Below are 19,481 nucleotides of genomic sequence, written 5' to 3'. Positions count from 1 at the left end.
GCTTTTTTGTGGCTGTTGCTACTCCATGTACTTGACGGTATGCAACTCCAGGGTGTCTAGATTCAAAGCGGTGAGGTAACCAAACTTATCCTTGAAGACGCAACCGCCGTCAATGTTGATCACCAAGGCAGTAGGGTCTTTGATGGCAGCCCTCATGCGCTCCAGCGGAATGGGGGTATGCCCGTGCACAATCTTGCGCCTCCCCAACTTGCTCTTGTCAACTTCAAACGTGCGCGACCACATAAGCGTGTGCCTATCTGCGGCCGGGTCTGGGGCGGCAAAGTTAAAGCCGGCGTGCACCAGCAGGTAATCGTCCAGTTCTATAAAGGGCTCCAGTTCTTCCATAAAGTCCCAGTAAGTGAACCGCACGTCTTTGATGGTCTCTGCCCTAAAGCTTTTGAGGGCTTCTTTGCCTCCGTTGAACATCCAGGAAGTATGGTAAATAGAGTTGTCTCGGGCCTTCATCATCATGTCCTCATGGTTTCCGCACAGGGTATACACCCGGTAACTGTCTTTCTTAAGTTTCATGATGTAGTCCAGCACGCCTTTAGAATCGGGGCCCCGGTCAATATAATCGCCCAGCAGGTAAAGCCTGTCGCGGTACTTTAGCTTGATTACCTCTTCTACCATGTATCTGAAGGTTTTAAGGCACCCGTGAATGTCTGAAATGGCGTAGCGACTCATGTATGGATCTTAGCTTAAAAGCGCCTTATACGGCTTGGGTGAATATGGATCTGAATAGCTGATGGAAGTTAATTGATTCTCTTTTTTCTCCTACCATTTTTGGGGTGATTTCTGAAAAACAGCCTAAAATCAACCCCAAGGTTAGTTTGCAGAAGTATTTCAAGAAAGCTGCTACTCCATGTTCCGGAGGGTGTGCAGTTCCAGGGTATCTAGGTTAAGAGCGGTGAGGTACCCTAACCGCTGTTTGAAAACACAACCTCCATCAATGTTAATGTCTTTTATTCCTTCCCCTTGGAGCGAGCTGTAGATTTCATCCAGGGGCGTAGGCGTATGCCCGTGCACCAGGCTCCGGTTGCCTAAAACGCTTTCGTCAAGGTCAAAGTCTCTGATCCAGATCATGCTTTCAGTGTCAGTGAAGGGATCTGGGGCGGCGAAGTTAAACCCGGCGTGTACCAGAATGTAGTCTTCCAGTTCAATGTAGAACTCCAGTTCACTGATGAACTCCCAGTACTTATCTTCAATCTGGTCTAGGTCTGCCGCCTTGAAACTCTCCAGGGCGGCATCGCCTCCGTTCACAAGCCATAGGATAAGACTTTCAGGATCGGCTTTCGCGGCCATGAGCATGTCTTCATGGTTGCCGTACAGCGCCCTAAGGTTAAAACCTCTTTGTCTTAAATCCAGGATGAAATCCAACACTCCTTTAGAGTCGGGCCCACGGTCTATGTAGTCGCCCAGCAGGTACAGTTCGTCATCGGGCTGCAAACGGATTACCTCCTCCACCATATGCCGGAAAGTTTTAAGGCACCCGTGAATATCTGAGATGGCGTAGCGGCTCATGGGAAATAATTATATCGTTTAGTGGCGGTTTAGTAGTCTTCTCTGTTCCGTAAAGCATGCAGTTCAAAGGTGTCCAGGTTCAGGGCGGTCAGGTATCCTAACTGCTGGGTGAAAACGCAGCCCCCGTCAATGTTGATGACAGAGGAAACCGGGTCTTCCAGAAAGAACCCGATCTGGCCCAGAGGAATGGGCGTATGGCCGTGCACAATTCTTCGGGTTCCCAGCACGGTTTTATCTACCTCAAAATCCCTGATCCAGAGCATAGACTCCCTGTCAGCAAATGGATCTGGGGCCGCAAAATTGAAACCGGCATGCACCAGCAGGTAATCGTCCAACGCAAAATACCATTTCAGGTCCTCCAGAAAGGTCCAGTACTTGACCGGGATCCCAAACAGATTTTCCACCCCAAAACTCTTGAGCGTGGCTTTGCCGCCGTTCAGAAGCCAGTTCATGTTGTAGGCTGAGTTATCACGGGCGTGCAGCATCAGGTCCTCGTGGTTGCCGCAAAGGGTATGCACCTGAAAGCCCTTCTCCCGCAGTTCCATGATAAAGTCCAGCACGCCTTTGGAATCGGGGCCGCGGTCAATGTAGTCGCCCAGCAGATACAAGGTGTCTGAAGGTTCCAGTTTTATCTCTTTCTCTACCATAAACCGAAAGGTTTTACAGCATCCATGAATATCTGAAATAGCGTACCGGCTCATAATCCCCACCTGAAGTTAAAATTTCTTATTACGGTTGTAAAAAGATTATTACCAACGCATTACACAGAAAAACATCTGCTTAAACAGCCTTTACAGCAGTTTTAGGCTCCTTTTCCTGAAAACAGCCCCAAAACGTAGTATCTTGCTATTCTTTTTCGCGCTACTTGACCCTGAATCATGCAATCCTTTCTTCGGCAAACCGCTGAACATATCTACCAAACCTACGCTGAGCGCCTGAGCGATCTGTGCATAGTGCTACCAACCCGCCGGGCTACTTTGTATTTCAAGAATGCCCTGGCCCAGGTGGCGCCTACGGGTATCTGGTCGCCGCAGATTTACTCCATGGAGGACTTTGTCTGCAACATGGCCAGCGTGGAGGTGTTGGAGCCGCTGCACCTGCAACTGGATCTGTATGACCTCATGCTGCAGTATGATCCGCACCTGGATTTTGACCATTTTGTAGGCTGGAGCGCCACGTTGCTGGAAGATTTCAGCCGCATGGACATGGAGTTGGTGAACGCCCACGAGGTGTTTGACTACGTGAGCGAAGCCAAGGCCCTGGAGCGCTGGGACCCTGCCAAACCCGGCAGCAGCGTGCCCACGCCCAACGTGAAGCAGTACTTCCAGCTCTGGGCCAACCTGGAACGCACCTACCACGCCCTGCAGAAGAAACTGAAGAAAAACCATCAGGCGTATACAGGGATGGCCTTCAGGATGGTAGCTGACCGCATCAAAGACATTGCTAGAAGCGAGGAAGGTTGTTATAAATACATTTTCATCGGGTTGAACGCCTTGTCCCGGGCCGAGCAGAAGATCATCCAGACCTTGCTGGAGGCCGGCAAAGCCGAGGTGTTCTTTGACTCCGATGACTATTACATGGCCTCTGATTCTGACAAGCGCGCCGGGCACTTCCTAAAACGGTACAAAGCCAAGTGGCCCCTACCTGAGTGGAACTGGCAACAGAACCTGCTGCTTACTTCTGAAAAGGAGGTCAACGCTATTGGCGTGGCCAACGCCAGCATGCAGGGCAAGATTGCCGGTCAGCTGTTGCGTGAAATCCGGCAAAAAGACCCTGCTGCGGAGATTGCCATTGTACTCCCCGATGAGACCCTGCTCCTGCCCGTGCTGCACTCCATCTCAGACGAGGTATCAGATTACAACGTGACCATGGGTCTGTCGTTTAAGGGCACTCCCCTGTTCAACCTCATTGATCTGCTATTTGAGGTGCACCTCACGGGCGTGGTGCAACCCACCGACACCGGGTACAAAGTGAACCGTTACCATCACCTGGCGGTCACCAAATTGCTGCAACACCCCTTTCTGCGCCGCTACGAGCAGTACCTGAACGACATCGCCGAACGCGAGGCCGACCTGGACCTGTTTCAGCACGTACTGGACGAGATGGTGGCCCGCAACAGCGTGTTGCTCACCGCCGAGGAGATCATCCAGCTGGGCCGGGAGCATCCTATGTTCATCACGCTCTTCCGTACCTGGAACGACTGCACTGATCTCATTGACACGCTCTACCAGCTGGTAGATGCCCTGGGCCGCATTTACCGGGTAGAATCTGAAAATCCCATTGAAACCGAGTACCTCTACATCCTCTACACCATTGTTAAGCGGCTGGACACTTTGTTCGATTGCCGGGAGCACAAGATCTCGGTGCGGAGTTTCAAGAAGTTCCTGTACGAGCAGATAGGCAATACCAAGCTACCGTTCAGCGGGGAGCCGATCTCTCCCACGCAGGTGATGGGGATGCTGGAGACCCGCGCTCTTGACTTCGAGAATCTCATCATCCTGAGCGTAAACGAAAACGTGCTACCCCAGCCCAAGAAGCAGCACTCCATGTTCCCGTATGATGTGCTGCGCACCTTTGGCTTGCCTACCTACGCTGAACAAGAGAGCATTACCTCTTACTACTTCTACCGTTTGTTGCAGCGGGCCAAACGCGTGAACCTGCTGTACGTGCTGCCATCAGACACCTACGGGTCAGGGGAGAAAAGCCGCTTTATCCTGCAGATTCAGCATGATTTGGCCATGCGCAACCCCAACCTCAGGTTCCGGGAACTCACGGCGGTGGTGGAGCAATTGGACACCAAGGAGTACGAGCCCGACATCATCATCCAGAAAGACGAGGAGGTGCTGGGCAAAATCAAGGAGCAGCTGCGGCGCGGTCTGTACCCTTCGCACCTGAACCAGTACGTAAACTGCACCCTGCAATATTACTTCAGCCGCATTGCCAAGCTGGAGGAAGTAGACGAGATAGACGAAACCGTGGGCGCCGATACCTTCGGGACCATTGTACACCAGGTGCTGGAAGACTATTTCAAGCCGTTCGCCGAGGAAGGTCGGCCCATTGAGAAACATGATGTAGAGAAGATGCTCGCCGGTCTGCCGCAGAAAGTGCAGCAGGAGTTCAAGCGCGGCACCCTGGGCAACTTGCCGGAGCAAGGCATGAACCTGATCCTCTACAAAGTGGCGGTGCAACTGCTCACCCGCTACCTGGAGAGCCTGCTCACCTCAGAGGAACTGCCGCTGTACATTCTGCAACTGGAGGAAACGCTGCTCACCGACTTGGACGTGAAGCTGCCCTCCGGCGAAAAGGTGCCCGTGCGCATCGCCGGTAAAGCTGACCGCATAGACCTGAGCGGCCGAACCCTGCGCGTGATCGACTACAAAACTGGTAAAGTAGAAGCCCGCCACCTGAAGGTGAACCCCGAGGAACTGGAAACCACCCTCCTGCACGACCGTCACCTGGACAAAGTGCGCCAGCTCTGGATGTACCGCTACATCCTGGCCAAGGAGATTCAGAAAGGCAGTCTGCTGGAAAGTAAGGTGCTCAACCTGCCCAAAGCCATGTATGATTTTGAGGCGGGCATTATCTCGTTCCGCAACCTGGGGGCCGGCGTGCTTACCTCAGAGCTCCCCTTCGTGGAGGCAGATGGCCAACCCGCCGATTTCACCAAAACCTCTGAACGGCTTTTGAAAGACCTGGTGCTGCACATGCTCAACCCCGAGGAACCCATCCGGAAAACGAATGATCTGGAAACCTGCCAGTACTGTCCTTACAAGAGTATTTGCGCCAGAGGTTAAGCAAAACCCCGTTTACCGGCTGAATTCCAGAAAACAGGCGGTAAACGGGGTTTCTCTTAAAGTGCTTCTTGAAATGAATTAGCTGAATTGTTTTCACTCAGCCATAGTATGCTGGGGTAAAAGGAGCCTCATCAAGGCAATTGAATACACTATCAGACGCCTGATGTGAAGGAACCAACCTACTGCGCTGCCAAAACCTTAAGAGCTTCTACTGTGGAGGTTTCTTTCCGGAAGTACTGTGCCATAGCTACTCCCATGCACACCCAAAGGATGGCCGGAAACATGAAGTGCATCTCAAACAAGGCGTACTCGGGTAGCAAGGGTTTCAGTTTGGGCAAGGCAAACCCCAACGGAGCCGTAAACAGCCCAAAGGCCAGAAAGCCTAACCGCACCCACATCGGCAAAAGTCGCGCCCGCAGGGTAGCCACACTCAACAGAATGGCACTGATAAACATAGAAAGGCAGGCCACCGGCATCACGTACGGCACCATGTTCCCAATCAGAATGGCTACAAACCCGGTCATGGCGCACAGGAACGCCACTACCCCAAAGAATAGGACCCCGAATTTGATGGCATTCAGTTGCCGGTAATAGGCCATGGCTATCGCAATCAGCGTAAGGTCTATGGTGGCGAAAGAGGCCGTGAAGACCGGTCCGTCAATGCGCCCCAGCGGACTACCCATGGCATCCCACAGGATTTTGCCGGTTTGCAGGCCAAAGGCCAGGTGAAGAAAGTAATGGATTGCCAGAAGTGCTCCTCCCAACATAGCGGTAACCGGAATTACCCTCAACAATTTAAAATTCTGTGCTTGCATATAGATAGAAATAATAAGGACATTTCATCTCCACAGAACACTTGCCAGCACCCCTGGGCACTTACTTCACTACCAGCACGCCATCGGCCACTATCTCAATGTCTCTTTTGGGCTGGGTGATCTTGGCAATTTCCTCTTTGCTTTTACCGGCGTCTTCGGCGAAGTGCTGCAGCCGCTCCACCGATGTTTCTTTCACCTTAGCAGTACCTTCCACCACCACTGTTTTCCCTACAATATCCTGGGGCATGAAAAAGGCGTAATCGGTGAATTTAACCATAATGGGGTCGCCATTCTCCCGGGCCAGTTTCATGAAGCAGCCCTTCTTTTTGCAGACCTCTACCACTTTTCCTTCAATTTTGCCGGAAAAGGCAGAATCTGCACTTAGCTTTTTGGTGAGAGCCGGTAACTGAACCGCTTTTTGGGCGGTTACTTTCTTACCGTAGGTGGCGCCAGGCTTGGCAGAGGGGATTGTGTTTTGAGCGAAAGCAACGGTACTAGTGGCTACTACCACTGCCAGAACTGCAAAAATTTTCATAGAGTTGGTTTAACAATCGTAATGAAACATGAGGTCTAAATCTGACCTCAATATACAGGAGAGTGAATACTTTGTTTTATAATTCTGATGTCTTTTCTTCTTAACTGACATTCATTTAGGCCTTTTACCCTATGCCTCCTGATAATTTTTCAGCTTACGCAGTTGAGCGGCCTGGCCAGAAAACGTTTCGGGCCTGATTTCAAGAAACCAGGCCCGAAACAAACAAAAACTATGAAAGTAGCTTACAACAGGGTAGAAAATGGTAGGCTCAGCTTTTTAAGCGTGATGGAACGGGCATTTAGACAAGGCATTGACATCGGCCTCCACCGGCTGTTCGGTCCCTTTTACATGGCGCATAATGAACTTGCTTCTGGGGTACGTAGGCATGCGTACCAGGCTGAAACCTAAATCCTGCGGCGGCACCTCGTACTCCATGTACCGGGAAAGAAACACCATAGAGACTTTCATGGCTTCAATGGTCACCCACTCGCCGGCGCAACGGTGACCCGTGAAATGGTCGCCTCCGCCCTGCGGGATGAAGTTGTAAGGGCTGCCGTCCCAGTTGCGGAAGCGGTAAGGGTAAAATTCATTAGGGTGCTCCCAGATCTGCGGATCATGCATGGTGCCGTACATATCCAGAAACACCAGCGTGCCTTTCTTGAAGTGGTGCCCGCCCCAATGGAAATCGTTTTTCACCCGGTTTCCCAAAAACGGCCCGAAAGGATAATACCGCCGCACCTCCTGCACAAACAGCTCCACGTAGCCTTCCTCGCCCTTGGCGATTTTCTGGCGGGCTACCGGGTGCTCATGCAGCGCCACAGCCCCAAAGGTGATGTACCAGGCAATGGCCACAATGGGCCGCAAGAGATTGATCAGTTCCACCGCGGCCATGTGCACGTCCAGCAGTTCGCCTTCCACATCGCGGTGAAAGGCGATGACGTGGGCCGGGGAGTTTTCCTGTACCTGCAGCTTCCCTTTCCTGATCTTCCTGATGATTTTGCCAATCCATTTCTCGGCGCGCTTACGGGCTTTTCTGCCGCGCCAGTGCCGGGGCCCTACCGCGCCAAAGGCATCTACCATGGCGGCGAAATCCTGGGCCCTGAGGCGTACTTCCTTTTCTTTCAGGGGAACTCCGGTCCAGGCGCAGGCCACCCGGCAAAGCAAATCCTGGCTTTCCTCAAAGAGCACCACTTCCTCCATCTGCTCCCACTTCTTAATGTAGGCGTGCCATTGCTGGGTCAGTAAATGGTTCAGCTTGTATAGCATACTGGGGGTCATGAGCGACATGAACATGGCTTTGCGGTGCCGGTGCCCTTCGCCGTCCATGGTCTGGATGGCGTCTTTGCCCATGAGCGTGCGCTGAATTCTGTTAGGAATGGCCTGCCAGCGCATGAATTTATCGGGGTCATAGAAGATCTTGGTAGCTTCTTCCCCGTGCATGCAGATCACGTTCTGAAACATGATCCTGGTCTTGAAGATATTGGATTTGAAGCGCTCCACCCGGTTCTGGATAAAGGGAAACCCTTCCAACAGCAGGCGAATAGAATTGTCCAGTACTTTTTCCTGTGGGATAGTAGACATGGCGAATAGGATTACGGATGATGGTGCCCTTACCGCCACTGAGTGACCGCGTTTAAGGCAGGTGGTTCATTCAGGTAATCCGTACGCACATAAGGAGCTGGCGTTTAGCCCAGCTTTCCTTTTGAGGCAAATTGGGTATTAACCACAGGTACTATCAGGAATTGCGCATTGAAAAGAAGAAAAGAGAGTTTCAGGGCCGTTTTACCAGAAACAGCCCTGAAACATCAGGCTAACTGCCGAACAGGAAGCACCCGGTGCAATACCTTCCGGCTGGAGAAATACATGACCAACCCGAACGGAACGAAGCAGAGCATCCAGGCCACAATGCCCAGCAGATTGGCGAACCCCAGTTGCTGAAGGGCATTCAGCCAATCGGTTTTGAACATATTGGTTAGTTGATCCAGCGAGAACGGGATGGGCTTCACCGGGAACATATTCTGCCCCAGATCCACAAATGGCACGTACAAGGCCAGTTGAACCGGCTGCATCAAATACCCGATGAGAATGGTGAAGGCCACGTTCAGCCGCAGGCGGAGGGCCCAGAAGGTACAAAGCACCGTGGTCAGGCCGATGAAAGGAATCATCCCAAAACCGGCACCCAGGGTGATGGTAAGCGCTAACTGGTGCGGCGTTAACCCTTGTTTGGCCATTTCCAGAACCGGTTCTACCAGTTTGCGGCGCAAATAAGATTTAAATCCTTTATTTTTAAGTAAAAACACGTTCATAGTATCATTGTCAACTTTGGGGGTTCCAGGCAGAACCTTACCTAAGGAACGCCAAAAGTTGGTATAAAATCCACTCCCGCAAAGGAATTTCACTTTCCTTCAGGAAACCCAGGTTTGCTGTTTTCGGGCTTGTTTTCGCAGAGGACGTTTCATCCGCTAAAATTCACCCAACTTTAAGAACACCAAGGTATTCCTTAATACTGAAAACACGCAGAAGTAACCATAGGCTTTGGTTAATATTGTGTTACTTCTTCTGCTTCCGCTCTAAAGACAGGAAAACCACTTGCTAACCCTATTACTAATTGCGAAAATTTTTAGGAAAGGGCACTTAATTTGTACCTTTAGGTGTTCCTTCTCCTGATTCACACTACTTGCTTATGGATATCACGTTCGCCCTTCTGGCTTTTCTGGTGGGAGCCATTCTTTCCTACTTCCTGGTTCAGGCCAAGCTCTCCTCTTTGCGTTCCGTTTTACAGCAGCAGGAAGGAGAGAAAGCGTTTGCCCTGAAACAACAGGAAGCCGCCCAAGCCGAAATGCAAAAGCTGCAGGAGCAGTTGCGCCGGGAAAACAGCAAGGTGATGGAACTGCACGCCGAAGTTACCCGCGCCGAGAATGACATCTACCACCTGAAGCAAAAGCTGTCTGATGAACGGGCAGAGCTTTCCCATCTCCGGGAAACCTTCATGCAGCAGTTCACCCAGGTATCTAACCAGGTGCTGGTAAACAATGCCGAACACTTCCGGAAAACCTCGGCCGAAAACCTGGAGCAGGTGCTTTTCCCTTTAAAGGAGCGCATCAAGGAATTTGAATCAAAGGTGGAGCAAACCTACGAGAAAACGCTGAAAGACACCACTTCTTTGAAGGAGCAGATTGCCTACATGGCCAACCTGAACCAGCAGATGAGCCAGGATGCCCTTAACCTGACCAAAGCCTTGCGCGGCGAGAAAAAAGCCCAGGGCAACTGGGGCGAATACCTGCTGGAAAACCTGCTGGAGAAATCGGGCCTGGAGCGCGATGTACACTACCGTCGCGAGCAGGTGTTGCAGCACGATGATGCCAAGATTTTCCGCCCGGACGTGATCATTGACCTACCTGACAACAAGCACCTCATCATTGACTCCAAAGTGAGTTTGGTAGCCTATGACGCGTATTGCAACTGCGAGGATGAACTTCAGCAGCAGATCCACCTCAAAAGCCACATTCAGTCTTTGCGGACGCACTACACCGACCTAAGCCGCAAGAACTACCAATACCTGCACGGCATCAACTCCCCGGATTTCGTGCTGATGTACATTCCCATTGAACCAGCCTTTAACTTGGCCATTCAGCAGGACCGTGATCTATTCCTGGAGGCTCTGGACCGCAACATTGTCTTTGTGACCACTTCTACTCTTCTGGCCACCCTGCGCACCGTAGCCAGTGTCTGGAAACAGGAAAACCAGAAAAGAAACGTTCTGCGCATTGCCGAGGAAAGCGGAAAACTGTACGACAAGTTTGCCAATTTCCTGGAGGACCTGAAGGACATTGGCGTAAACCTTGACCGCAGCCAACAAAAGTACCATGCGGCCATGAACAAGCTGTCTGAGGGCAACGGAAACCTTCTGAAGAAAGTAGAACTCCTCAAACAACTGGGTGCCCGCACCAGCAAAACCCTGGAAACCCAGTGGTTGCAAAACACTCCAACTGTAGCTGGCACCTTAACTGAGGCGCAATTCAGAGAAGCCGAAAACCTGGAGGAATATTAGAAAAAGGCTTAAAGGGTGAATTCACCTTAGACAAACTGGTACAACGTTAATCTATCATCATAAAAAAAGAGGCAGCCAAGATCATTTGACTGCCTCTTTTTTTATGAAAAAATGGATTTATCAGCCGCCAGTGGTGCCGCCAGTTGTTCCACCGGTTGTACCAGTTGTGGTTCCGGTAGTTCCAGCAGTTGTGCCGGTAGTAGTTCCGGTTGTTCCAGCTGTAGTACCAGTTGTGGTGCCAGTAGTTCCCGCGGTAGTACCAGTCGTTGTACCGGTAGTACCGGCTGTGGTGCCAGTAGTGGTTCCTGCGGTAGTAGTACCGGTGGTTCCAGCGGTAGTTCCGGTTGTGGTACCAGTAGTTCCTGCGGTGGTACCGGTAGTGGTGCCCGCAGTAGTAGTTCCGGTTGTACCGGCGGTGGTACCTGTGGTAGTGCCGGCAGTGGTTGTACCAGTTGTGCCTGCAGTTGTACCAGTAGTGGTGCCGGCAGTTGTAGTACCGGTGGTTCCAGCAGTAGTGCCGGTAGTAGTTCCGGTTGTACCAGCGGTGGTACCGGTAGTAGTACCGCTAGTTGTTCCAGTGGTAGTACCAGTAGTTGTTCCAGTGGTTGTTCCGGTGGTAGTACCAGTAGTTGTTCCGGTTGTTGTACCAGTAGTAGTTCCTGTGGTGGTACCAGTTGTACCAGCCGTAGTGCCAGTAGTTCCGGTTGTGGTGCCCGTTGTAGTTCCGGTGGTGGTACCGGTAGTAGTTCCAGTCGTTGTGCCGGTAGTGGTACCGGTTGTACTAGTTGTTCCCGTTGTTGTTCCTGTAGTGGATCCTGATGGGTTCGCAGTCGCGTCATCATCGTCGTCGCAAGACACCAATGATACACCGGCTACGAAAACGGGGGCCACCAGCAGTGATATCCATTTCTTTTTCATAGTCTTTTAAAATTAATATTTTAAAAAGTGATAACAGTCTCTTTATACGGGCTCAAAAAATTAAGTATCAGATATGAACAAAAATTTAATACTAATTTTCATCCGTATTAAACCAACTTCAAGCATCAGAATAGTTACATACCACTATACTTTATAACCTTAATATTTTAATATTCCTATTCAAAAAACCTGGATTTACCACAGGTATAGATTACTCATATCGGTAACTTTAAGACATTGGAATACACCTCCAAACCCCATGAAAACTCATTAATTATTAGAGGTGGGAAGACACAAAAACAACCAGAATAGCTTAAAGCCTAGCAATTGTCAAGTCATATTCAGGTAGTATTTTTTTGAGCGGAATTACTCAGATCTATAATAGAGAGTTACTACAAGAACTCTTTAGAGAGAGGATAACATCAAGAACGGTATAAAGGGCACTAATTAGCCATTGACTTTTAGTTTAGCTAGCAACTCCTTGGTCTTCTCCCACTCTTCCCTTGCTTTTGCATCCTCGGTTTTGGGTGGTTTGGCTTTCTGGTAGAAAGACAAAATGTTTTGCCTAATCTTAGGGTCTATCTGATTTACTTCCTGCTTAGACAGCTTTTCCAGCCACTGCGCATAGGTTTTATCGGCTTTGCCGTAATTTCCTGGTTCGGTAAGGTGCCCGGTATCCAGATCCCGGTTAGAGATAGTATCCAGCAGTACCGTCAACCCTTTGATGCCCTCGGCATATTTCTGGGAAGTCACGTTGAAGCTTTCCATGAAGAACTTCTCGGCCTCAGGGGTTGGTGGCTTGAACGCGAACGTCCGATTAGGACCTATTTTTGGTAAAACGCGCAATAACCAGCTTAAGCTTTTTTGAAAAAGGGTGGGTCTCTGGTACTCCCTTCCCCACTGCTGATGGTACTCGGTTCTCCTGATCTTATATAGATATTGTCTGCGCGTTACACTTGGCCTGGCGGCTTTGATCTCAGAAGCCTTTAGATTCCAGGCTGCTTTGGTCAAACTAGGCAGAAGCGTGCTCACTGATCTCCTGAAAGACCCGATGGTGAGTTTCAGATTCAGGAACAGGCTACCCAGTTCCAGGCCATACGTCTTCTTGAAAGCCCGCTCTAACACCTCCTGACTGACCTCAAACCCGATAAAGTTGCGGTAAGCCTCTGGGGCGTAATTGCCTCTGGCCACCTGCAGTACATCAAACCCAAACTCCATCTTTATATGCGCCACGGGGTTTTCTTCATAGGTCACGGTAGGCCCGTGCTCTGCTTTCAACTCTGGGTACACCAAGGGCACCGAACGGTTGGTCCCAATGGGGTGCCCATAATTATCGGCGTAGTAATGCGCCAAAGCACCAATCGCGAAGGCATACTCATCCAGGGTTTCAGACTCTGCCACCAGGGCAGCGATAAAATCCCCGCTTCGCACATAATGCGTCAGGTCCGTGAAAAAGGTGTTTCCGAAGGGATAATAGCCCATGTCCTGAATGATGGCTCCTCCGTAGGCATGGGCATGGGCTTTGATCAGGTCAGCCTCTGAAGCTCTGGGAAATCTCTTCTTCAGGGTCGGTTTAAGGTAAGGCTCCCAGGCAACATCAATGATGGCCTGGTGCGTAAGCACTCCATATGCTTTCCCGCATAGCGGAAACAAGAGTAATAACAACCAAACCGCTCCAGCCAGCAAAACTGCATTTCTTCTATTAAACTCCCGTGTGTTCCGGTTCAGCCAGGTCTTGTTCATAGGGGTGCCATTCATAGTTTTCTCATACGGTTTATACGGATGATTGATCTAGCCCCTTTTTGTCTTACTAGGAGATGCGCCAAAGCCAAGGCCCTTCCTGAAGCGTTTCTGGCTTAAAAACTCAAAAACCGCCTGAAAACAAAACAGGCACGTTTACCACGTGCCTGTACCTATATAGATGAGTGTGAGGGTAATCAATAATTAGCTTCCACGCCGGGCAAATCAATCAAAATAAAGGTACTGTCGGCGGTGGCGCTGATGCGGAGGGCGTCCACATCGGCGGATCTTACCTGATCGTTCTTCTGCACCTGTATCCCGTTCACGAACAACTCACCGGTGGTAACATACAGGAGCCCTTTCCGGATAGGGAACGTTTTGAAGTCTATTTCTTTTCCTTCCTTCAGGTTGGCGTAGTAAATAGTAGAATTAGAATTGATGTACACCACATCTTCCAGTACTTTCTGACCTGTGACAATAGGAATCAGTTCGTTTTTATCGTCCAGGAAATCGATGGCTTTTTGCTCGTAGCTGGGCTGCAACCCTTGTTTGTTTGGTAAAAACCAAAGTTGGTATAAATGCAGGTCCTGGTCTGAATGGTTGTGCTCAGAATGCCGAACGCCGGTACCGGTACTCATCCGTTGCACCTCACCTGCTTTAATGGTGGTATTGTTGCCCAAGCTATCTGTATGCGTTACCTCTCCCTCCAGCACAATGGTCACAATCTCCATTTCAGAATGTGCATGCTCCGGGAAACCGCTGTTCCCTTTAATGTAGTCATCGTTAAAGACGCGGAGAGGTCCCCACTGCACATTATTGTGGTCAAAATAATCTGCGAAGGAAAACAGGAAATATGAATCAAGCCACCCGTGTGAGGCATGATGTCTATCTGAAGCTGGAATCACATTGATCATGGGAAAGGGCTTTGTTGGTTAAGGGTAAATACGTACCTGCGCCACTTGGGTTTATTACGGCTTTCCCAACAAAACATAAGGCCCGATTCTGACCTGTTTACGGGAAAACAGGTCAGAATCGGGCCCGAATGATAAATGCCTAAGTGGCGGCTTTTATTTAGCGGTCTTCAGTTTTTTCACTTCCTGCTGCAGATCCAACACCAACGAGGTGAGTTTATCCAGTGAAATCTCTGCCATAGGAAAGGTGGTGCTGATGTAGGCTTTTGCCTCCCAGATCTCTACCACATCCTCCAGGGAAACCTCGTACGGCTCATAGCTAGGGTTGTCTGAGTGCAGGCGCAACGCAGACTGCCGCTGTTGCTGGTATACGCGCTTAAAGACAATCCCTTCCTGCAGGCTCACCACAATGCAGGGTGTTCCGTCTTTTATATCCTGCCAGCGCTCTACATACCTACCCACAATCACCGTTCCCGAGGGAATGGGCAACATGGAATCTCCTTTGATTTCAAAGGCGCGGTATGTGCCCGGCGTCTGGATCATAGGTAATCTGAACTTCGGAAGCTCTTCCATGAACTCAGGGTCAGCGTACCCGTTTAGGTAACCGGCACTGGCTTTATACGGCACCAACTCTATGTTCTCACGGTTCTGGGCATCCACAGTGATGGAAAGCACCTTCACGTTGGATTGCTTTTTAGCCGCCCCGGCTTTCAGGGTATTAGGCAGATCTGGGTTGATCAACTCATCTACTGAAAGCCCGAAAACCTGTGCCATCTTCATGAGAGTGGCCAATTTAGGCTCAGCCCTCCCCTCTTCGTAGGCACCAATCAAGGATCGCTTAATCTCCAGCTTTTCGGCCAACTGCACTTGCGTAAGATTGAGTTGCTTTCTTAGATATTTTAGGTTGGTACTAAGCATAGAATTGTCTGTTGAATGTATTACTTAGTAAAAGTACTAATTCTTTAGCAAACAACTAACATTATTGGCATTCTAAATTTATTTTTTCTTCTTTTTCTTACATTAAAACCATTCTTGTTTAGCAAAGCCTTGTATAACAGCTAGATACCTTTTTAAATATATTTATAAATACATTCATATAATTATATATAACTACCTTTTATTCAACAACTTATTTATAAATCCTTTTGCAGATCAATTGTATTTTTCATTACATTTGGAAAGATATCTGCTCTAATTGCCTTTGTATAAAGAAGAGATATCAGGCTAATTATTAATGGTATGATTAACTTTTACTAACCCATTTGCCTATGAATACAGCTACGTTCAAGAAAGCCGTGTCTTTCTTTGCCTTGGCCTCTGTGTTTTCCATGTCTGGTTGCCAGAAAGAAGAATTGGTAGAGGAAACACCTGCTCTTCCTTTAGAGCCCACCTCCTCGGCTAAATCCATTGAAGGAAAATTCATTGTGGTGCTAAAGGACAGCAACCCCTTAAATGGAAACTCATTACGCGAGCGCATCCTTAAAAGAAACGGTTTTGAGAGCAGCCGGATTAGGGATATCTTCCAGGGTGCCTTCAATGGTTTCTCAGGCACTTTCAGCAAAGAAGAAATTGCCCGTTTAAGAGAAGACGAGAACGTAGCCTCCATTGAACCAGACCAGGCAGTCATGCTGGGCAGTGTTCAGAAAAGCGGCACAAAAACGCCTACCACCTCTTCCACTACTACCACCACCACTTCCACTACCTCCACCCAAACCCTTCCGTGGGGAGTAACCCGCGTGGGTTACGGTGACGGAACCGGGAAAACCGTTTGGGTCATTGACTCAGGGGTGAACTCCACCCACCCAGACCTGAACGTAGATAAGGTGAGAAGTAAGTCTTTCATCTCTGGGGTTACTTCCTGGGAAGACGGGTACGGCCACGGTACAGGTGTAGCAGGTATCATTGGTGCTAAAAACAACAATATTGGAGTTGTGGGAGTAGCCGCAAACGCCACCATTGTAGCTTTGCGCGTGTTTGACGATACCGGTTACGGTACCCTTACCCGTATTTACTCTGCTTTGAACCACGTGTTCCAGAACGGCAAGCCTGGCGATGTGGTGAACATGAGCCTTAGAGTGAATGGCTCCACCATGCTGGATGACCTGGTGAAGAAAACCGCTGCTCGTGGGATCTTCATTGCGGTGGCCGCCGGAAACAGCTACATTGACTGCAAAAACGACTCTCCTGCCCGCGTAATTGCGCCTAACGTATTTGTGGTGTCTAACATGGATTCTTACGGAAAATTCAGCTCCAGCTCTAACTTTGGTGCTTCCGTGAGATTCGCAGCTCCAGGCACCAATGTGTACACCACCTGGAAAGGCGGTGGGTACGCAAGTGGAAGTGGCACCTCTTACGCCGCTCCGCACGTAGCCGGAATCCTGGCCTTAACTGGAGGCAAGGTGAACTCCCAGGGTCTGGTAGTGGGTGACCCAGATGGCAAAACTGATCCAATCGCCTTGAAATAAGGTGTCTATCAATAAAAAGAGAGGGCCGGTCAATCTGATCGGTCCTCTCTTTTTTTTATGGCTTTAGTATGAAGATTTTGATCCTGATTTCTGAAAAGTAACCTTAAAATAAACCTCTAAGCAATGTTGTTCTCGCGGTTGTATCGGCCAATCCCTAACCTTATCTTCAGGTAATCAATTTCACCCTCCAGGTACTCAAATATGGGTTTCATGGCGGCCGTTTGGTTGGTGCGCAGAATTCCTTCTTTTACCCGGCTGTACTCCCAATCTGATAGGTACGGCTTAAGGTCTACATCATACCCCTGCTGGTATAAGGTGGCAATGTGCGAGTAAACTGTATTGATCTGCACCTGGCGCTGTTCAGAAATTTCTTCAGGGGTTTTCCCTTGGCGCAGCAGTTCATAGGTAACCAAATGGGTAGTTCCCTTCAGACGGGCCTGGTTTTGATCAGCTTGCTGCGCCAGAAACGTCAGGATGGAGTTGATGAAGATTTCCCCGTATTGTTCGTATTTTGCCTGCGCCACCCCCGAAATAGCCAGAAAAGCAGGCCTGTTGGTGGGCCGCTGTTCGGCAATTTCCTGCAAGGTACTATCAGTGAAAACCACATAAGGCGGAATGTTGCGCTCATTGGCCAGCTGCTTACGTAACTGCCGCAAGTGTTCAAACAAGGCCGTTTCTACGCCGCTTCTGGTTTTCTTCTGCTTTTTCTCTTTCTCCTCTTTGGGGCTCAGCTGCTGGAATTTCACCAGCTCCACCTTTCTCCCTTTGAACAGCACATCCTGGCTGGAGTTGGTGAGTTTAAGGGCACCATGCTCGTCATACGCCACCTCCAGAATTCCCTGGTTGATCAATTGGTGTATGTACCGCTGCCAATCCTGCGAGGGTACATCGCGGCCTGCCCCAAAGGTTTTCAATTGGTCATAGCCGCGGGACAAGGTCAACTGGTTACGGGAACCGCGCAGAATGTCCACTACCTGGGCCGAGGCCACGGTTTCTTTGGTTCTTGCTACCGCCGAAAGTATTTTCTGGGCATGTTCAGTGCCATTAAAAGAAGTGGGCGGATTATCGCAGATATCGCAGTTGCCGCAATCGGTGGGGTATTCCTCCCCGAAGTAGTGCATCAGGGTTTTGCGGCGGCAACTGGTGCTCTCGGCGTATTGTTGCATCCGGTCCAGCTTGGCTAAGGAAAGGTTCTGCTCTTTGGTGCTTTCTCCTTGTGTAATGATGTCCCGCAGGGTCATAACATCAGCCAGGCTGTAGAAAAGCAGCGCCTCGGCAGATGCTCCGTCCCGGCCGGCCCGCCCAATCTCCTGGTAGTAACTTTCCATGTTCTTGGGCAGATTGTAGTGGATGACCCAGCGCACGTTGGATTTGTCAATTCCCATCCCAAAGGCAATGGTGGCACACATAATCTGCACGTTGTCCTGCAGAAACCGTTCCTGTACCCGCTCCCGGTCCCGCGCCGACAAACCCGCATGATAAAAATCAGCGTTGTAGCCTTTCTCCTTCAGCTTGGTTGCCAGCGACTCCGTGGCTTTCCGGCTGAGGCAGTAGATGATGCCAGGTTTAAAAGGGCGTTCCTCCAGGAAATCCAGAATGGCTTCCATGCGCTTTTGGCCCGGTTGCACCTGCAGGTAAATATTGGGTCTATCAAAGGAGGAAATGAAAACCTTGGGATCTTGCAGATACAGTTGCGTGAGGATATCGCGCTGGGTGAGCCGGTCAGCAGTGGCGGTGAGGGCGATGATGGGCACCTCGGGGAACTGCAGTTTAAGGTTCTTCAGTTGCAGGTACTCTGGCCGGAAATCATGGCCCCACGCTGAAATACAATGCGCCTCGTCTATGGCGAACAGGTTAATCTGCAAACGCTTCAGGAAAGAGAAAAAGCCAGATGAAAGCAGCTTCTCCGGGGAAACATACAGCATCTTCAGCCTTCCGTCAAAGCACTGCTGCTCTATCAACTGCTGTTCTTTGGCAGATTGGGAGCTGTTCAGATACCCCGCATTCACGCCGTTGCCTAGTAGCGCCTCTACCTGGTCCTTCATCAAAGCAATCAGGGGAGATACCACCACGCTTAGGCCGGGCATGACTAACCCCGGCACCTGGTAACACACAGATTTACCGCCCCCGGTAGGCATGAGCACCACCGTGTCGCGTTTCTCCAGTACGTTTGTGATAATATCTTCTTGTCCCGGTCTGAACTGATCGTAGCCAAAATAAAGCTTCAGCGCTTCCCGTGCTTCCCTAATCCCCATTTTCTAATTCTTTTGACAAAAATACGCCAAAAACGTCTTTTTTCCTTTAACGCCTGAGCCTATAAACAAGAATAGCCCGGAAAAACTCCCGGGCTATCTAAAAAGATTAGCAATATTGCTAAAGAATACTAGAAAATTGCATCTATGATGGCCGTGGCCACCGCAAGAGCCAGGCTAAACAGAATAGCGGAAATTACGCTGGTCACGTCAAACCCATCCAGAATATAATCGGCCATGTACAGAATGATGGCATTGATGACCAACAGGAAAAGCCCCAAGGTCATGAAGGTAACCGGAATGGTCAGGAACACCAGAATGGGCCGAACTACCGCATTTAAGACGGCCAGCACCAAGGCGAGTAGAATTGCGCTGGTGATGCCGTCAATGGTAATACCCGGGAAGAACTGCGCCAGCACCAGGGCCACAATTCCGGTCACGATGATTTTCAGGATGAATCCCATAGTCTTCTTTTGTGT

16 protein-coding genes are annotated in these 19,481 nt (G+C 50.0%); 3 read left to right on the top strand and 13 right to left on the bottom strand.

The window, feature by feature from the left end; genetic code table 11:
• Window positions 1–18: 18 nt before the first annotated feature.
• From JT719_RS00700 to JT719_RS00690, 3 genes are all read right to left on the bottom strand, one after another.
• Window positions 19–684 carry a metallophosphoesterase family protein gene (locus JT719_RS00700; protein WP_207430105.1) on the bottom strand — a complete coding sequence of 222 codons (666 nt, stop codon included), beginning with the start codon at window positions 682–684 and terminating at the stop codon, window positions 19–21.
• Between the two features lie 171 nt (window positions 685–855).
• Window positions 856–1,521 carry a metallophosphoesterase gene (locus tag JT719_RS00695; protein ID WP_207430103.1) on the bottom strand — a complete coding sequence of 222 codons (666 nt, stop codon included), beginning with the start codon at window positions 1,519–1,521 and terminating at the stop codon, window positions 856–858.
• Window positions 1,522–1,550: 29 nt separating this feature from the next.
• Window positions 1,551–2,222, bottom strand: coding sequence for a metallophosphoesterase (locus tag JT719_RS00690; RefSeq protein WP_207430101.1), 672 nt, complete (start codon window positions 2,220–2,222; stop codon window positions 1,551–1,553).
• Between the two features lie 177 nt (window positions 2,223–2,399).
• On the opposite strand from JT719_RS00690, the gene JT719_RS00685 reads away from it, so the two are divergent.
• Window positions 2,400–5,315 carry a PD-(D/E)XK nuclease family protein gene (locus JT719_RS00685; RefSeq protein WP_207430099.1) on the top strand — a complete coding sequence of 972 codons (2,916 nt, stop codon included), beginning with the start codon at window positions 2,400–2,402 and terminating at the stop codon, window positions 5,313–5,315.
• 179 nt (window positions 5,316–5,494) lie between these two features.
• Here the strand turns inward: JT719_RS00685 and JT719_RS00680 are convergent, their stop codons facing one another.
• The 4 genes from JT719_RS00680 to JT719_RS00665 form a co-directional block, all read right to left on the bottom strand.
• The gene (locus tag JT719_RS00680; protein ID WP_207430097.1) at window positions 5,495–6,130 is read right to left on the bottom strand and encodes a hypothetical protein; all 636 of its coding nucleotides are present in this window, start codon (window positions 6,128–6,130) and stop codon (window positions 5,495–5,497) included.
• A 61-nt stretch (window positions 6,131–6,191) separates the two neighbouring features.
• On the bottom strand, window positions 6,192–6,665 hold the full coding sequence (locus JT719_RS00675) for a DUF4920 domain-containing protein (RefSeq protein WP_207430095.1): 474 nt from the start codon (window positions 6,663–6,665) through the stop codon (window positions 6,192–6,194).
• Between the two features lie 276 nt (window positions 6,666–6,941).
• The gene (gene cypC, locus JT719_RS00670; RefSeq protein WP_207430093.1) at window positions 6,942–8,246 is read right to left on the bottom strand and encodes a CYP152 family fatty-acid peroxygenase CypC; all 1,305 of its coding nucleotides are present in this window, start codon (window positions 8,244–8,246) and stop codon (window positions 6,942–6,944) included.
• A gap of 224 nt (window positions 8,247–8,470) precedes the next feature.
• Window positions 8,471–8,971, bottom strand: coding sequence for a DUF2062 domain-containing protein (locus tag JT719_RS00665; protein WP_207430091.1), 501 nt, complete (start codon window positions 8,969–8,971; stop codon window positions 8,471–8,473).
• A gap of 377 nt (window positions 8,972–9,348) precedes the next feature.
• Here JT719_RS00665 and JT719_RS00660 point away from each other — a divergent pair, with 377 nt between their 5' ends.
• The gene (locus JT719_RS00660; RefSeq protein WP_207430089.1) at window positions 9,349–10,716 is read left to right on the top strand and encodes a DNA recombination protein RmuC; all 1,368 of its coding nucleotides are present in this window, start codon (window positions 9,349–9,351) and stop codon (window positions 10,714–10,716) included.
• 120 nt (window positions 10,717–10,836) lie between these two features.
• Here JT719_RS00660 and JT719_RS00655 read toward each other — a convergent pair whose 3' ends face one another.
• The 4 genes from JT719_RS00655 to JT719_RS00640 form a co-directional block, all read right to left on the bottom strand.
• Window positions 10,837–11,634, bottom strand: a complete 798-nt coding sequence (locus JT719_RS00655; protein ID WP_207430087.1) for a hypothetical protein — start codon at window positions 11,632–11,634, stop codon at window positions 10,837–10,839.
• Between the two features lie 447 nt (window positions 11,635–12,081).
• Window positions 12,082–13,392: a zinc dependent phospholipase C family protein gene (locus tag JT719_RS00650; RefSeq protein ID WP_242693030.1), complete on the bottom strand. Its 1,311-nt coding sequence runs from the start codon at window positions 13,390–13,392 to the stop codon at window positions 12,082–12,084.
• A gap of 179 nt (window positions 13,393–13,571) precedes the next feature.
• Window positions 13,572–14,288 carry a pirin family protein gene (locus JT719_RS00645; protein WP_207430085.1) on the bottom strand — a complete coding sequence of 239 codons (717 nt, stop codon included), beginning with the start codon at window positions 14,286–14,288 and terminating at the stop codon, window positions 13,572–13,574.
• A gap of 153 nt (window positions 14,289–14,441) precedes the next feature.
• Window positions 14,442–15,203: a LexA family transcriptional regulator gene (locus JT719_RS00640; RefSeq protein ID WP_207430083.1), complete on the bottom strand. Its 762-nt coding sequence runs from the start codon at window positions 15,201–15,203 to the stop codon at window positions 14,442–14,444.
• 350 nt (window positions 15,204–15,553) lie between these two features.
• Here JT719_RS00640 and JT719_RS00635 point away from each other — a divergent pair, with 350 nt between their 5' ends.
• Window positions 15,554–16,750 (top strand): S8 family serine peptidase, encoded by a 1,197-nt coding sequence (locus JT719_RS00635; protein ID WP_207430081.1) that lies wholly within the window; start codon window positions 15,554–15,556, stop codon window positions 16,748–16,750.
• 116 nt (window positions 16,751–16,866) lie between these two features.
• On the opposite strand, the gene recQ is transcribed toward JT719_RS00635, so the two are convergent.
• Both recQ and JT719_RS00625 read right to left on the bottom strand, forming a co-directional pair.
• Entirely contained in the window at window positions 16,867–19,005 is a 2,139-nt protein-coding gene (gene recQ / locus JT719_RS00630; protein WP_207430079.1) for a DNA helicase RecQ, read from the bottom strand.
• Between the two features lie 128 nt (window positions 19,006–19,133).
• A complete protein-coding gene (locus JT719_RS00625; RefSeq protein ID WP_207430077.1) occupies window positions 19,134–19,466 on the bottom strand; it encodes a phage holin family protein in 333 nt (110 codons plus the stop codon).
• Between the last annotated feature and the right edge of the window lie 15 nt (window positions 19,467–19,481).

It is taken from the genome of Sabulibacter ruber, assembly GCF_017355955.1.
Lineage (GTDB): Bacteria > Bacteroidota > Bacteroidia > Cytophagales > Hymenobacteraceae > Nibribacter > Nibribacter ruber_A.
This window is presented reverse-complemented; position numbering and strand designations above follow the sequence as displayed.

Coding starts and splice junctions, on each gene's coding strand:
- JT719_RS00700 (WP_207430105.1), bottom strand. CDS start 684: ATGAGTCGCTACGCCATTTCAGACATTCACGGGTGCCTTAAAACCTTC.
- JT719_RS00625 (WP_207430077.1), bottom strand. CDS start 19,466: ATGGGATTCATCCTGAAAATCATCGTGACCGGAATTGTGGCCCTGGTG.
- JT719_RS00640 (WP_207430083.1), bottom strand. CDS start 15,203: ATGCTTAGTACCAACCTAAAATATCTAAGAAAGCAACTCAATCTTACG.
- JT719_RS00690 (WP_207430101.1), bottom strand. CDS start 2,222: ATGAGCCGGTACGCTATTTCAGATATTCATGGATGCTGTAAAACCTTT.
- JT719_RS00680 (WP_207430097.1), bottom strand. CDS start 6,130: ATGCAAGCACAGAATTTTAAATTGTTGAGGGTAATTCCGGTTACCGCT.
- JT719_RS00645 (WP_207430085.1), bottom strand. CDS start 14,288: ATGATCAATGTGATTCCAGCTTCAGATAGACATCATGCCTCACACGGG.
- JT719_RS00660 (WP_207430089.1), top strand. CDS start 9,349: ATGGATATCACGTTCGCCCTTCTGGCTTTTCTGGTGGGAGCCATTCTT.
- JT719_RS00695 (WP_207430103.1), bottom strand. CDS start 1,521: ATGAGCCGCTACGCCATCTCAGATATTCACGGGTGCCTTAAAACTTTC.
- cypC (WP_207430093.1), bottom strand. CDS start 8,246: ATGTCTACTATCCCACAGGAAAAAGTACTGGACAATTCTATTCGCCTG.
- recQ (WP_207430079.1), bottom strand. CDS start 19,005: ATGGGGATTAGGGAAGCACGGGAAGCGCTGAAGCTTTATTTTGGCTAC.
- JT719_RS00675 (WP_207430095.1), bottom strand. CDS start 6,665: ATGAAAATTTTTGCAGTTCTGGCAGTGGTAGTAGCCACTAGTACCGTT.
- JT719_RS00685 (WP_207430099.1), top strand. CDS start 2,400: ATGCAATCCTTTCTTCGGCAAACCGCTGAACATATCTACCAAACCTAC.
- JT719_RS00650 (WP_242693030.1), bottom strand. CDS start 13,392: ATGAATGGCACCCCTATGAACAAGACCTGGCTGAACCGGAACACACGG.
- JT719_RS00665 (WP_207430091.1), bottom strand. CDS start 8,971: ATGAACGTGTTTTTACTTAAAAATAAAGGATTTAAATCTTATTTGCGC.
- JT719_RS00655 (WP_207430087.1), bottom strand. CDS start 11,634: ATGAAAAAGAAATGGATATCACTGCTGGTGGCCCCCGTTTTCGTAGCC.
- JT719_RS00635 (WP_207430081.1), top strand. CDS start 15,554: ATGAATACAGCTACGTTCAAGAAAGCCGTGTCTTTCTTTGCCTTGGCC.